Genomic DNA, 13,334 nt, shown 5'->3' with positions numbered 1-13,334 from the left:
CGCCGCACGGCGGCCGCCAGCCGGTTCGGCACCTCGGCCACCTCGGGCGGGACCGGGCGGCGCGCCCACAGCAGGCCGGTCGCCGCCTCGGTGGCGGCGAGGGCGGCCTCGTACATCCGGGCCCGGCGGTTCCGCCTGCTTCGGTGGTCCTGCCGTTCCCGGCGGTCCCTCCGATGCGTGCCGAGGAGGTCCTGGAGCTGGTTCAGGCGGGCCGTCAACACCTGGCGGGAGGCGCCCGCCCGCGGGCCGCCCAGGTCGGCGAGGGTGCGGCCGAGCGCGTCGTACGCGGCGGCCAGCGCCCGGTTGCGCGGATCCGCGGCAGGCCGGTTCGGCGCACCCGCCGGCAGCCCGAGCAGCACCACGAACGCGGCCCCGACCGGCAGCATCGGCGCCGCCGCCCACCACGGCTGCGGCAACGGCATCCCACTGCCCAGCGCCGCCGACACCAGCAGCAGCATCCCCGCCGCCGAACCGCGCGGACCGGTCGCACTCAGCGCGCCGGAGGCGAAGGCGGTCAGCGTCAGCACGACACCCAGGACGAGGCCGTCCGCGTCCGCGTGCTGGAGCGCGGTGCCGATCAGCATGCCGAGCGCCGAGGCGAGGACCGCCGTCCCGATCCGGGCGGCCCGCAACCTGCCCGGCTCGGCCCGGTCGTTCATCGTCGCGTGCATCGCCCCGAGCCCCGCGAACACCCCCAGATCCAGCCGGTGCACCAGCAGCCCCACCGCCAACGGCACCGCCATGCCCACCGCCGCCCGCACCATCAACGCCACCGGCACCGGCGGCCGCGCGGGCCGCGCCGCACGGGCCCACCAGGGGGAAGGGGAGACGTCGGGAGAGCTCACGCGGTCACGTCCGTTCTGCGGCCTGGGGTCGCTGCTGTGCGACATTGCGCGGCAGATGGGGCGTACCGGGTCAGTCTACCCAGGCCGTCCGCGGCGGCTCCCACATGTCAAGTTCGTACCGATCGCGTACGGGCGGGCCAAGGTCCCTGCCGGTCCGACAGAGGCGATGGCTACGATGACGGAGGCGGAAACCGTCCACAGGGCGGACGGTGTACCGACCAGGACGGTACGACCCAGAAGTTGACGGTGTGTTGCGGAACGCGGCCGCCCGGGACGCCCCGGGCGCGGCGGGCCGTACGGGGGAGAGGTGAACTGCCGTGGCAGGCAATGGTGCAACTAGTTCGGGGACGCCGACTCCGTCAGCGAGTCCGTCGCCCAGTCCTACGCCGACACCCTCGGCGAGTCCTACGCCCAGCCCGTCGCCGAGCCCGGCCCCGAGCCCTACGACGACTGCCGCGCCCAGCCCTTCGGCCAACCCGGCACCCAGCGCGTCGGGGACCGACCCGGGCAGCCAGGCGCCTGCGAACGACTCGGCACCGTTCATGCTGGACCAGAAGCTCCCATGGACGCTAGGCGGGATCAACATCGCCCCCGTCGTCAGCACGGTGCAGACCAACGTCAGCGCCAGTGACCTGGTGGCGGCCTTCGGGAAGCAGAACGTCCAGGTCGAGCTCGACACGCTCACGACGTTCGTGGGCAAGATCGAGGCCCTGCTCGCCGCGATGGAGGGCTCGCCGGCCGCGCCGTACAAGCTCCAGGAGCAGAAGCTGACGGGCAAGAGCTTCGCGAGCGCGGACTTCGCCGAGGCGACGGCGCTGACCACCGCCTACGGGAAGGTGCACGCCCAGCTCGTCCAGCTGCACAAGGACTTCGTGTCGCAGATCCAGGCGATGCAGACGGCGGTTACGCGGACGGCCAGCATCTACGCGACCAACGAGGACCACACGACGGCCGCGCAGAACGCCGTCGCGAAGAACGCGGGTGTCACCACGTCGGCACCGGGGTCGACCGGCAGCCAGTACTGATGCCGGCTCGGGGAGAGTCCTACGGGGAAACGGGGAGCAAGTAGTGTCAGCCAGCACGAACTTCGAAAGCATGGAACACGCCCACCTGCGGAAGATGGTGGACAGCACGGACCCGACGACGGTCCTCAGTCGCGGCACCCAGCTGCAGTCGGCCGGCCGGGTGCTGAAGGAACTGAGTGCGGCGCTCAAGTCGCATGTCGGCAACGTCACCTGGGAAGGCCCGGCGGCCGAGAACTTCAAGACGTGGGTGAACAACCTGCAGCAGTCGGCGCAGATCATCGGCGACCACGCCACGACCGCCGGTGACGCGATGCATCAGGCCGGGGAGGCACTCAGCACCGCCAAGGTCGCTGTGCCGGAGCCTCCGAAGACGGAGATCCAGGCGGTCAACAAGTACAACAGCCAGTCGGACCTGGTGAAGATCCCCCAACTTGCCGTCGGTCAGTCCGCCGACTCCTACATGAAGACGGTCGACCCCAAGTGGGTGACGTCGACGGAGTTCATCCAGGCCAAGGCGAAGGTCGAGAAGGAGCACCAGGAAGCCGTTCTCCAGATGGAGAAACTGGCGCAGGCGTACAGCGCGGCGACGACGACGCTGAACGGGATCCCTTCGGATGTGGTGCTGCCGGGGACGCCTGGTTCTGGCGCCGACAAAGCCGGCTCGTCGAGCGTTTCGGGCGGCAGTAGTGGCTCGGCGGGCTCTGGTGGCTCGGTTCGCAACCCCCGCTTGAGCGGCGGAAGCGTCGGCGGTGGGTCCGACCCGTCCGGTGGCGGCGGCTACGGCGGCGGAAAGGTCCTGCCCCGTGACCCGGGCTCGGACGGCCCCGGCCCGTCCAACCCGGGCAACACCCCGCCCCCGCCGCACGGTGGCGGCGGCCAGCTGCCGCCCGAGCCGCAGGACCCGGGGACCTCGACCCCGCCGTCGTACCCGTCGGACCCGGTCAACCGTCCGGGCACCGACCTCAACAGCCTGCCCACCCTGCCGACCCTGCCCACGCAGACCGGCCCGTACGGCCCCGGCGGCGGCCAGCTGCCGACGGACGGACCGACCACCCTTCCCGGCTACCCGAACGGGCCGAGTGGCCCGGGCGGCGGGCCCGGCATTCCCGGTGGCGGCCCGGTCACGGGCATCCCGGGTGGACCGGGCGGCGGCACCGTCCCGACCAAGGGCGGTGGCAGCGGGTACGTCCCGGGCAAGGGCGGCGGCCAGATTCCGGTGCGCACGACCCCGTTCGGTGGTGGCCCCGGGCAGGGGAGGAACGGGACTCCCGGCCTGCCCAGCGGGACGGTCTTCGGCGCCCGTGAGGCGGGGCCGGGCGGCGGCGGCCGGGTCGGTGGGCCCGGTGGCATGGGCGGCGGCATGCACCCCGGCATGGGCGGTGCCCACGGCGGTGCGGTCGGCGCCAGCGGAGGCTCGCGCGGCCGGGGCCTGTCCTCGACCACGGGTGGCACGGTCGGTGGCCGCAAGGGCCCGACGGCCGGTGGGGAGTTCACGCCGGGTGGTACCGGTCTGCGCAACCGCGCGGCGGGTGCCGGCGAGGGCGGCCCCCAGGCCAGGCAGAACGGCATGATGGCCCCCGGAGCGGCGGGCCACGGCGGCCGGAAGGAGCGCGACCGCCGCCAGCGGGCCGACTACCTGCACGAGGACGAGGAGACCTGGACCAGCGGTACGCCGCACAGCAATCCGGACGTGATTGAGTAGGACGGCAACGACTGCCCGGCCACTGGGCACCCCCAGTGGCCGGGCAGACTTGTTCGGGGCACGCTTCCCGGTCGACGGAGAGATTGACGAGGAGTTGTGATGGGGCGGACGAACGCGCGGGCGCGTTGGCGGGCTGCTGCTGCGGCGCTTCTGGCGGCGGGAATCGTGGTCGGCCCGGTCGCAGCACCCGCGGTTGCCGAGGACACGATCCGGCAGCAGCAGTGGCATCTGGAAGCGATGCACGCTCCGGAGATGTGGAAGGTCACCAAGGGACAGGGCATCACGGTTGCGGTGATCGACAGCGGGTTCAAGCTGGACCATCCGGACCTGGAGGGGCAGTTCCTGCCGGGCAAGGACTTCAGTGGGAGCCCCGGTGGTGTGGGGTCCTTCGCAGACGGCCATGGCACGAGCATCTCCAGCCTTATCGCTGGGACCGGTAAGGGCAATGCCGGGACCGGCGCGCTGGGAGTCTCTCCTGGCGTCAAGATCCTCCCGTTGAAGATCAATAGCGGAAAGGTTGGGTCGCTCGTTTCGACTGACTTCCTGGATCAGATCGGGCAAGGCATCGATTATGCGGTTGACCAAGGGGCGAAGGTCATCAACATCTCGCAAGGGATTGATGCGGTAACCGCTTACCCGGCAGATGTGGCGAAACTGAACGGAATCATCGCGACAGCCAGAGGTAAGGGCGTTTTGGTGTTCGCCAGCGCTGGTAATGAAGCCGAGAAGGGTAATCCGGTCGAGTACCCTGGTGCGCTCCCTGGGGTAGTCGGCATCGGAGCCTCGGATCGAAACGGCACTGTTACGGCCGAGTCTGAACGGGGTCCGCAAGTCGTATTCGTGGCGCCCGGAATGGACATGATCGCGGCTTGCACATCGTCCACGGGCTATTGCAAGAGCCATGGCACGTCGGACTCGTCCGCCGTGGTATCGGCCTCGGCGGCATTGGTGTGGGCGGCGCACCCGGACTGGACGGGGAACCAGGTACTGCGGGTCCTCATCAATACCGCGGGGAAGCCGAACGACGGGTCCAGCCGCAACGACATTGTTGGCTATGGTGCAGTGCGGCCGCGTATTGCTTTGACGGATCCGGGAGATCCTGGTCCCGCGAACGTGTCACCGCTCCCGGTTGGCACGCCTGCACCGTCGGGGGCCCCGTCGCCTTCGGCGACCGCGCCTGCTGCTGGGTCTGCGGTGCCGATCCCGGTCGAGACTCCGACCGATGTGGCCGCCGGTGCGCCGTCGGTGCAGCCGAAGGCTGAGGCGTCCTCGGGCTCCGGCAGTGCGTTGCCGATCGTGGCGGGTGTGGTGGCCGGGTTGGTGTTGGTGGCGGGAGTGGTGTTCGCGGTAGTGCGGCGTCGGAAGTCGGCCGCGCAGCCGGACGTGGCCCAGGTGCCGCCGCTGCCGTCGCAGCAGCCGATGGGGGAGATGCCGCCGGCTCCGCCGTCGTACCAGCCGCCGGTGCCGCCGGAGGACAACCCGTACGCGAGGTAGTTCACGTTGTTGGGGGAACGCGGGATGTGGGGTCGTCGGCTTGTGGCCCTGGGGGTTGTGAGCCTGGGCGTGGTGGGGAGCGCGGTGACACCGGCTGCCGCCGATGGCTCGATTCGTGCTGATCAGTGGCACCTGGACGCGATGCACGCACCTGAGGTGTGGAAGGTTTCCAGGGGCCAGGGCATCACTGTCGCGGTGATCGATGGCGGGTTCAAGCTGGACCATCCGGACCTCGTGGGACAGCTCCTCCCTGGTAAGGACTTCAGTGAGAGCCCGGGCGGCGTCGGCTCGTACGCTGACGGTCACGGTACGGCGATGGCGGGCCTCGTCGCAGGATCCGGAAAGGCCAGTGGCGGCACGGGGGCGTACGGCCTTGCTCCTGCTGCCAAGGTCCTTCCACTGAAAATCAATAACGGGTCCGTAGGGGCCATGGTTTCGGCGGATTTTCTGGGGCAGATCGGGCAGGCTGTCACGTATGCGGTCGAGCAGGGTGCCAAGGTCGTCAATATCTCGCAGGGAATCTCTGCCGTCACCGCATCTCCTGCTGACGCGGAGAAGCTGAGCAAGACCCTGGCCTGGGCGCGGGCGAAGGGTGTTCTGGTGTTCTCCAGTGTGGGTAACTCCTACCAGTCAGGAAATCTTCTCGAGTATCCGAGCGGCCTGCCGAACGTGGTCGGGGTGGGCGCGATCGACCGCAACGCCACTGTGACTTCGGAGTCCCAGCAGGGGGCGCAGGTCATTCTCTCCGCGCCTGGTGTTGACATCGTCGAGGCATGCACCGGGAATACCGGGTATTGCAAGGGTCATGGCACATCGGACTCTTCTGCTCTGGCCTCGGCCTCGGCCGCATTGATCTGGTCCGTGCACAAGGACTGGACCGCGAATCAGGTACTGCGGGTCCTCATCAATACCGCGGGGAAGCCGAACGACGGTTCCGATCGCAACAACATCATTGGTTATGGCGTTGTCCGGCCGCGTATCGCGTTGACGGATCCGGGGGGACCCGGGTCCGGCGGATGTTTCGCCGGTTCCGGGTGATGCGGCGACACCGTCGTCGGTTCCGTCGCCTTCGGCAACCGCCTCGGCTGCCGCATCTGCTGTTCCGGGCCAGGCCGGAAGCCCGACCGATGTGGCTGCCGGTGCGCCATCGGCGCGGCCGAAGGCTGAGGCATCGTCGGGGTCGGGCAGTGCGTTGCCGATCGTGGGGGGTGTGGCGGCCGGGTTGGTGTTGGTGGCCGGTGTGGTGTTCGCAGTGGTGCGGCGCCGGAAGCCGGCCGTACAGCCCGAGGTGGTTCGGGTGCAGTCGGAGGACAACCCGTACGCGAGGTAGGTCACGTTGTTGGGGGAGTACGGGATGTGGGTTCGTCGGCTTGTGGCTCTGGGGGTTGTGAGCCTGTGCGTGGTGGGGACCGCGGTGACGCCGGCTGTCGCCGATGGCTCGATTCGGCAGCAGCAGTGGCACCTGGATGCGATGCATGCCCCTGAGATGTGGAAGGTCTCCACGGGGCAGGGAGTCACTGTTGCGGTGATCGACGGAGGCTTCAAGCTTGATCATCCGGACCTGGTGGGACAGTTCTTGCCGGGTAAGGATTTCAGTGGCAGCCCTGGTGGCGTCGGGCTCGACGTTGGAGGTCATGGGACACAGATGGCCAGTCTCATCGCGGGGACCGGGAAGGGCCAAGGGGGAACCGGGGCGTACGGACTGGCGCCTGGGGTTAAAATCCTGCCGCTGAAGATTGCCAACGGCTCCGAGGGGTCATCGATCTCGTCGGATTTCCTCGGCCAAATCGGTCAGGCGGTTGACTATGCGGTGGGCCAAGGCGCCAAGGTCATCAATATTTCCCAGGGCATGGCCGCGGTGCAGACTTCTTCTACAGATGTCGCCAAGCTGAACCGGATCCTTGCGAATGCGAGGGCAAAGGGGGTGCTGGTGGTCTCCAGTGTGGGAAATTCTGCGCAAGATGGAAATCTTGCGGAATATCCGGGTGCTTTGCCGAACGTTGTCGGCGTCGGAGCCATCAACCGAAGCGGCACCGTGACTGCGGAGTCCCAGACGGGGCCGCAGGTCGCACTCGTGGGGCCTGGTGAGGAAATGGTAGAGGCCTGTACGTCCGAAACCGGGTACTGCAAGAGCCACGGGACGTCGGACGCGGCAGCTCTGGTTTCCGCCTCCGCGGCACTGGTTTGGGCGGCCTACAGGGACTGGACGGCGAACCAGGTCCTGCGGGTCCTCATCAATACGGCGAGCAGGCCGAACGGGGGGACGGTTCGCACGGACGATGCCGGCTGGGGTGCGGTGCGGCCGCGTATCGCGTTGACGGATCCGGGGGATCCCGGCCCCGCTGACGTGTCGCCGCTTCCGGCTGACGCGGCTGTGCCGTCGGTGGCTCCGGTGCCGTCGGCGAGTGGGTCTGCTGCTGCCTCGGTGGTGCCGGTTCCTGTCGAGAGCCCGGCTGGTGTGCCGTCGGCGCGGCCGAAGGCTGAGGTGGCGTCGGGTTCGGGCAGTGGTGCGGTGCCGGTCGTCGCGGGGGTGGTGGCCGGGTTGGTGTTGGTGGCGGGGGTGGTGTTCGCGGTGGTGTGGCGGCGGAAGTCGGCTGTGCGGCCTCGGGTGGCTCAGGTGTCGCTGGTGCCGCCGCCGGACCTGCCGTCGTACCGGCCGCAGGTGCCGCCGGAGGACAACCCGTACGCGAGGTAGCCGGGTTGCCGCGTTGCCGGGCAGCCGCGCAGGCGGGTCGGCTGAGGTGTGAGGGCGTCAGGTGCATCCTGGCGCCCTCGCGCACGTCGGGGGCGTGGGGCGGCGGGTGTGCGCCGGGGTCACTCGGGTGGAGGCTGGTGGGGGCGGGGTGGGGGTGGCGAGGGTGGTGGTATGGATGCGGAGGGTGCTTGGCGGGTCGGGCAGGTGCGGCGGGCGGCGGCTGCGGCGCTGATCGGGACGGCGATCGAGTTCTACGACTTCTTCATTTACGGGACGGCGGCCGCGTTGGTGTTCGGGCCGGTGTTCTTTCCCGGGTTGGGCACGGTGGGGGCGCTGTTGGCGGCGTTCTCGGTGTACGCGGTGGCGTTCCTGGCCCGGCCGGTGGGGGCGGTGGTGTTCGGGCACTTCGGGGACCGGGTGGGGCGGAAGGCGACGCTGGTGGTGTCGCTGCTGCTGATGGGGTTGGCGACGGCGGCGGTCGGGCTGTTGCCGGGGTTCGGGGCGTGGGGGTGGTGGGCGCCGGCGGTGCTGGTGGTGCTGCGGGTGTGCCAGGGCGTCGGGTTGGGCGGGGAGTGGGGCGGGGCGGCGCTGCTGATCGCGGAGAACGCGCCGGCCGGGCGGCGGGGGCGGTACGGGGGGTTCCTGCAGCTGGGGCCGACGATCGGGTTCGTGCTGGCGAACGGGGTGTTCCTGGCGCTGCAACTCGGCCTGGACGAGGGGGCGTTCCGCGCGTGGGGTTGGCGGGTGCCGTTCCTGGCCTCGTTCGTCCTGGTCGCGGTGGGGCTGTTCGTGCGGCTGCGGGTCGAGGAGTCGCCGCTGTTCCGGACGGAGGGGCGGCGGGAGCGGCTGCCGGTGCTGGAGGTGCTGCGGGGGCACTGGCGTCCGGTGCTGGCGGGCGGCGGGGCGATCACGGTGGGGTACGCGTTGTTCTACCTGACCACGACGTACGCGCTGGCGTACGCGACGACCGGGCTCGGGGTGGCGAGCACGGTGGTGCTGTCGATGCTGCTGGTCGGGGCGGTGGGCATGGCCGCGACGGTGTGGCTGAGCGCCTCGCGCAGTGACCGTTGGGGGCGGCGGCGGACCTTGCGGTGGGCGACGGCTCTGGCCGCGGTCTGGTCGCCGGTGCTGTTCCCGCTGTTGGAGACGGTGAGCCGGCCGCTGATGTTCGTCGGGCTGGCGGGGGCGATGGTGGTGCTGGGCTGTATGTTCGGGCCGTTGGCGGCGTTCCTGCCGGAGTTGTTCCCGACCCGGGTGCGCTACACGGGCGCGGCGCTGACGTACAACCTGGGCGGTGTGGTCGGCGGTGCGACGACGCCGCTGGTGGCCACCCGGCTGACCGGGGCGTACGGGACGGCGCAGCCGGTGGGCTGGTACCTGGCGGTGCTGGGTGTGCTGGCCCTGGGGTGCCTGCGGATGCTGCCGGAGAACACCGGCGCGGAGCTCGGCTCGCTGGACGGTGTGGCGGGCGGGGTGACGGGCGGTGCGGCGGACGGTGCCGAACTCGGTGCGGCGGACGGCCCGGTGGACGGCGGAGGCCGCCGGGCGCCCCGGTTGGGGACGGATCCGGCGGCCTGACGAGGGGTGGGCTCAGCCGGCCAGGGCGGCGCGGCCGGCCAGCACGACGGCGGTGTGCCGGGCGACGCGGTCGCCGAGGTGCTCGGCGGTGGCGATGTCGGACTTGTGGACGGCCTCCGGGCCGGCGTCGGCCGGGGAGGACGCGGCGGCGCCGTTGGAGAAGCCGAGCCGGTTGAGGTCGTCTTCGGAGGCGGTGGTGGCGTTCCAGCCGGGCTTGAGGCCGAGGTTGACCCAGCTCATGCCGTGCTGGGCGGCGAGGGTCTGGAAGAAGAAGAGGGTGCCGGCCTTGTCGCCGCTCTTGGAGGCGGAGTTGGTGAAGCCGGCCGCGACCTTGTCCTTCCAGGAGTCGGAGAACCAGCGCTTGCTGGTGGCCTCGGCGAAGACGTGGAAGGCGCCGGAGGCGGTGCCCATGTAGGTGGGGGAGCCGAAGACGATCGCGTCGGCGGCGTCCAGCTGGGCCCACTGCTCCTCGGTGATGGTGTCGACGGCGATCGTGACGACCTCGGCACCCGCGGCGGCGGCGCCACGGGCGACGGCCTCGGCGATCACGGCGGTGTGGCCGTAGCCGGAGTGGTAGGCGAGGGCGACGGTCGGACGGACGGCGGTCATGCGGCGCTCCAGGGGACGGGTGCGGGCCGGCGCGGTGGCCGGCGGGCAGGCGTGGGGACGGGACGGGGCGGGCGCACCGCGGTGGCGGCGGGCCCCGGCTCCGTTGGTCTCCAATATAGACCAGGTCTCCATTGGTTACCAAGGGTGGATTGGAGACCGCAGGGCTACCCTGGACGCATGACGACGGAGCAAGCGGCCCGGACCGGGACCGGACAACCCGCGGAGCAGGACGCGAAGGACGTGCGGAACGCGCAGGAAGCACGGGGCGCGAAGGAAGCGCGGGACGCACGGGGGGAGCCGGACGGACCGGACGAGCCGGAGTACGACGTGTTCGCCCAGCTCTGTCCCAGCCGCGCGGTCTTCGCCGAGCTGGCCGACAAGTGGTCGATGCTGATCCTGATGAGCCTCCTCGGCTGCGGGCCGCAGCGCTTCTCCGAACTCCAGCGCGGGGTCGGCGGGGTCAGCCGCAAGATGCTCACCCAGTCGCTGCGCAACCTGGAGCGCAGCGGGCTGGTGCTCCGTACGGTCTTCCCGGAGACGCCGCCGCGGGTGGTCTACGACCTGCTGCCGCTCGGTCGCGAACTGGCCGAGCTGCTCACGCCGGTCGGCCGGTGGACGGAGCACCGCGCCAGGCGGATGATGGCGGCCCGCGAGGAGTTCGACGCGGTGCACGGCGAGGACTGAGCCGGCGCGTGGCGACGACCGGGCGGGTTGGCGCGGCGAGGTCCGGGCCGACCGGCGGCGGGGGCCGGAGGCCGATTTCCCTTCCGGGCCCGGAGCCGTGTAATGTCTTCCTTGTTCGACCGGCCCGGTGAAAAGCCCGGCAAGCCCCTATAGCTCAGTCGGTAGAGCGTCTCCATGGTAAGGAGAAGGTCTGCGGTTCGATTCCGCATGGGGGCTCCACTGAAAGACCCTCGCCTCACGGCGGGGGTCTTTCGCGTTTCCCGACCGGTTCCGCGGCCCGACACGCCACGGCCTAGCGGGTCGGGTACGGAATGCGCTGTGATGGTGCGTCATCGGCCGCCCGCCCGAGGGGTGCGGGCGCGAGCCGAACCCCGACCGGGAGGGTGTCATGGGTGTTCGACTCGTTGTGGTGGACGACCACCGGCTGCTGGCCGAAGCGCTGGCCACCGCACTTCAGCTGCGCGGCCACCGGGTGCTGGCGGTCGGTTCCCCGGCCGGTGTCGCCGCCGACCTGGTGGTCGGGCGGCGGCCCGAGGTGTGTCTGCTGGGGGTGGCCGCGCCGGGGGAGTCGGGTGCCTTCGACGGGCTGCGCCGGATCCGCCGGGAGCGCCCTGAGGTGGCCGTGATCGTGCTCGGTCCGGTGGGTGAACTGCGCGGAGTGGCAGGGGCGTTCGCGGCCGGCGCGGCCGGGTACGTGCCCAGCGACGAGCGGATCGAGGTGGTCGAGCGGGCCATCGGGCGGGCGCGCGCGGGCGAGGCCGCGGTCGCGGTGGACATCCTGCGCGGCGCCTTCGACCAACTGCTGCGCCCGGCGGCCGAACCGGACGACGAGGCCGTCCGGCTGCTGCGGCTGCTGACCCGCCGTGAGGTGCAGGTGCTGGCCCGGATCGCGGACGGCGAGGACACCGCGGCGATCGCTGCCGGGATGCGGATCGCCGCCAGCACCGCCCGGACGCACGTCCAGCGGGTGCTGATGAAGCTCGGCGCGCGGACCCGGCTGGAGGCGGCCGCGGTGGCGGCGCGCACCGGTCTGCTGGAGCGGATGGCCGGCGGCTGAGGAGTTGGTGAGAAGGCTGGAAGCAGTCGTCCGGGTGGCGCGGAGCACCCCGGTGGGATTGGGAGAATGACCCCAGTCGTACGGATTCCGTCGACGGCTTCCGCCCGACCGGGCGGACCGTCGTTCGCTGGAGGTCGCAACATGAGTAAGTACCTGGTCACGGGTGGCGCCGGCTACGTCGGCAGTGTGGTCGCCGCCCACCTGCTGGAGGCGGGGCACCGGGTGACCGTCCTGGACGACCTCTCCACCGGTTTCCGCGAGGGCGTCCCGGCCGGTGCCGAGTTCGTCGAGGGCCGGATCCAGGAGGCCGACAAGGTGCTGGACGGCTCCTTCGACGGCGTGCTGCACTTCGCCGCCTCCTCGCAGGTCGGCGAGTCGGTCGCGGACCCGGAGAAGTACTGGCGCAACAACGTGGCCGGCTCGCTGGAGCTGATCAGCGCGATGCGCGCGGCGGGCGTGCGCAAGCTGGTGTTCTCCTCCACCGCCGCGACCTACGGCGAGCCGGAGGCCGTGCCGATCGCCGAGACCGCCCGCACCGCGCCGACCAACACCTACGGCGCCACCAAGCTCGCGGTGGACCACCTGATCACCAGTGAGGCCGTCGCGCACGGCCTGGCCGCCGTCTCGCTGCGCTACTTCAACGTGGCCGGTGCGTACGGGTCCTACGGTGAGCGGCACGACCCCGAGTCGCACCTGATCCCGCTGGTCTTCCAGGCCGCGCTGGGGCAGCGTCCGCACATCGCGGTGTACGGCGACGACTACCCGACCCCGGACGGCACCTGCGTCCGCGACTACATCCACGTCGCGGACCTGGCCGAGGCGCACCTGCTGGCGCTGGACGCGGCGAAGCCGGGCGAGCACCTGATCTGCAACCTGGGCAACGGCAGCGGCTTCTCGGTGCGCGAGGTGATCGAGTCGGTCAAGCGCGTCACCGGCCGGGAGATCCCGGTGCAGGTCGCGGGCCGCCGGGCCGGCGACCCGGCGGTGCTGGTGGCCTCGGCCGCCCGCGCCCACGAGACGCTGGGCTGGACCCCGCGCCGCCCGAACCTGGACGAGATCGTCGCCGACGCCTGGACGTTCACCCTGGCGAAGAACGGGCGGTGAGGAAAGGCCGGTGAGCAACGGCCGGTGAGCAGTGGTGGAGTGAGGGTCGGACGGTCCAAGTCCGGCCACTCACGCACCTTCTGACGAAACTTCACCGAATCGCCACGAGCGCGTATCCCGCCCCGTACGCTGAGTGCGGTACCGGTGGGGGCCGGCGCCCATTCGGCCTCACCGGCCACCGGTGGGCGGGCGGAACGGCGGGTCCGGAACGCGGATGCCGGGCCGGTCCCCGCCCCCGGGCTCGGGCGGTGCGAGCAGGGGGAGGGACGATGGGGCGGATTCGCGTCCTGGTGGTCGACGACCACCGGATCTTCGCCGAGGCACTGGCCGCGGCGCTGGCCGCCGAGCCGGACGTGGAGGTGGGGGCGGCCGGCAGTGCCGCCGCCGCCGAGCGGGCCTTGGAGCGGGCGGCCGGCGAGGGCCGGTCCTACGACGTGGCGTTGATCGACGCCGACCTGGGCGTCGAGCCGGTCGGGACGGTCGGTGCGGCCGGGACGATCGGGACTGGCGGCCAGGCGGGCGTGCCGGGAGCGCAGGCGGG

The 13,334-nt window shown here is 71.2% G+C and carries 10 protein-coding genes, 1 tRNA gene and 2 pseudogenes; 11 read left to right on the top strand and 2 right to left on the bottom strand.

The genetic code is table 11. The features are described from left to right. Positions 1–845, bottom strand: a pseudogene (locus AE652_RS20760) (YccS/YhfK family membrane protein); the annotation flags it as partial. A 542-nt stretch (positions 846–1,387) separates the two neighbouring features. Between AE652_RS20760 and AE652_RS20755 the strand changes: the two are divergent. The 6 genes from AE652_RS20755 (at position 1,388) to AE652_RS20730 (ending at position 9,339) form a co-directional block, all read left to right on the top strand. Further along, entirely contained in the window at positions 1,388–1,870 is a 483-nt protein-coding gene (locus AE652_RS20755; RefSeq protein ID WP_049653708.1) for a hypothetical protein, read from the top strand. A 43-nt stretch (positions 1,871–1,913) separates the two neighbouring features. After that, the gene (locus tag AE652_RS49260) at positions 1,914–3,572 is read left to right on the top strand and encodes a WXG100 family type VII secretion target (protein ID WP_159028508.1); all 1,659 of its coding nucleotides are present in this window, start codon (positions 1,914–1,916) and stop codon (positions 3,570–3,572) included. Between the two features lie 99 nt (positions 3,573–3,671). Continuing rightward, positions 3,672–5,066: a S8 family serine peptidase gene (locus AE652_RS20745; protein ID WP_053112150.1), complete on the top strand. Its 1,395-nt coding sequence runs from the start codon at positions 3,672–3,674 to the stop codon at positions 5,064–5,066. Positions 5,067–5,123: 57 nt separating this feature from the next. Then, positions 5,124–6,104 (top strand): S8 family serine peptidase, encoded by a 981-nt coding sequence (locus tag AE652_RS20740; RefSeq protein WP_234348462.1) that lies wholly within the window; start codon positions 5,124–5,126, stop codon positions 6,102–6,104. Positions 6,105–6,468: 364 nt separating this feature from the next. Then, positions 6,469–7,761 (top strand): S8 family serine peptidase, encoded by a 1,293-nt coding sequence (locus AE652_RS20735; RefSeq protein WP_234348461.1) that lies wholly within the window; start codon positions 6,469–6,471, stop codon positions 7,759–7,761. 171 nt (positions 7,762–7,932) lie between these two features. Further along, positions 7,933–9,339 (top strand): MFS transporter, encoded by a 1,407-nt coding sequence (locus tag AE652_RS20730; RefSeq protein WP_063780210.1) that lies wholly within the window; start codon positions 7,933–7,935, stop codon positions 9,337–9,339. Positions 9,340–9,351: 12 nt separating this feature from the next. Here AE652_RS20730 and AE652_RS20725 read toward each other — a convergent pair whose 3' ends face one another. Next, positions 9,352–9,948 carry a flavodoxin family protein gene (locus AE652_RS20725; RefSeq protein WP_049653702.1) on the bottom strand — a complete coding sequence of 199 codons (597 nt, stop codon included), beginning with the start codon at positions 9,946–9,948 and terminating at the stop codon, positions 9,352–9,354. 177 nt (positions 9,949–10,125) lie between these two features. On the opposite strand from AE652_RS20725, the gene AE652_RS45180 reads away from it, so the two are divergent. From AE652_RS45180 to AE652_RS20700, 5 genes and pseudogenes are all read left to right on the top strand, one after another. Next, entirely contained in the window at positions 10,126–10,632 is a 507-nt protein-coding gene (locus AE652_RS45180; protein WP_107086495.1) for a helix-turn-helix domain-containing protein, read from the top strand. A 143-nt stretch (positions 10,633–10,775) separates the two neighbouring features. Beyond that, a tRNA-Thr gene (locus AE652_RS20715) sits at positions 10,776–10,851 on the top strand. Between the two features lie 169 nt (positions 10,852–11,020). Then, complete coding sequence (locus tag AE652_RS20710) at positions 11,021–11,689, top strand: response regulator transcription factor (protein ID WP_049653699.1); 669 nt, start codon at positions 11,021–11,023, stop codon at positions 11,687–11,689. Between the two features lie 141 nt (positions 11,690–11,830). Beyond that, positions 11,831–12,793, top strand: a complete 963-nt coding sequence (gene galE / locus AE652_RS20705) for a UDP-glucose 4-epimerase GalE (protein WP_049653698.1) — start codon at positions 11,831–11,833, stop codon at positions 12,791–12,793. 269 nt (positions 12,794–13,062) lie between these two features. Beyond that, positions 13,063–13,334, top strand: a pseudogene (locus AE652_RS20700) (response regulator); the annotation flags it as partial.

Origin of the sequence: Kitasatospora sp. MY 5-36, from assembly GCF_001182915.1 — a bacterium.
GTDB lineage: Bacteria > Actinomycetota > Actinomycetes > Streptomycetales > Streptomycetaceae > Kitasatospora.
The sequence above is the reverse complement of the archived record's forward strand: the minus strand, read 5'-3'. Positions and strand labels throughout refer to the sequence as shown.

Excerpts from the sequence above, each read along its gene's own strand:
- AE652_RS20755 (WP_049653708.1), top strand. The coding sequence starts at position 1,388 with ATGCTGGACCAGAAGCTCCCATGGACGCTAGGCGGGATCAACATCGCC.
- AE652_RS20745 (WP_053112150.1), top strand. The coding sequence starts at position 3,672 with ATGGGGCGGACGAACGCGCGGGCGCGTTGGCGGGCTGCTGCTGCGGCG.
- AE652_RS20730 (WP_063780210.1), top strand. The coding sequence starts at position 7,933 with ATGGATGCGGAGGGTGCTTGGCGGGTCGGGCAGGTGCGGCGGGCGGCG.
- AE652_RS20725 (WP_049653702.1), bottom strand. The coding sequence starts at position 9,948 with ATGACCGCCGTCCGTCCGACCGTCGCCCTCGCCTACCACTCCGGCTAC.
- AE652_RS45180 (WP_107086495.1), top strand. The coding sequence starts at position 10,126 with ATGACGACGGAGCAAGCGGCCCGGACCGGGACCGGACAACCCGCGGAG.
- AE652_RS20710 (WP_049653699.1), top strand. The coding sequence starts at position 11,021 with ATGGGTGTTCGACTCGTTGTGGTGGACGACCACCGGCTGCTGGCCGAA.
- galE (WP_049653698.1), top strand. The coding sequence starts at position 11,831 with ATGAGTAAGTACCTGGTCACGGGTGGCGCCGGCTACGTCGGCAGTGTG.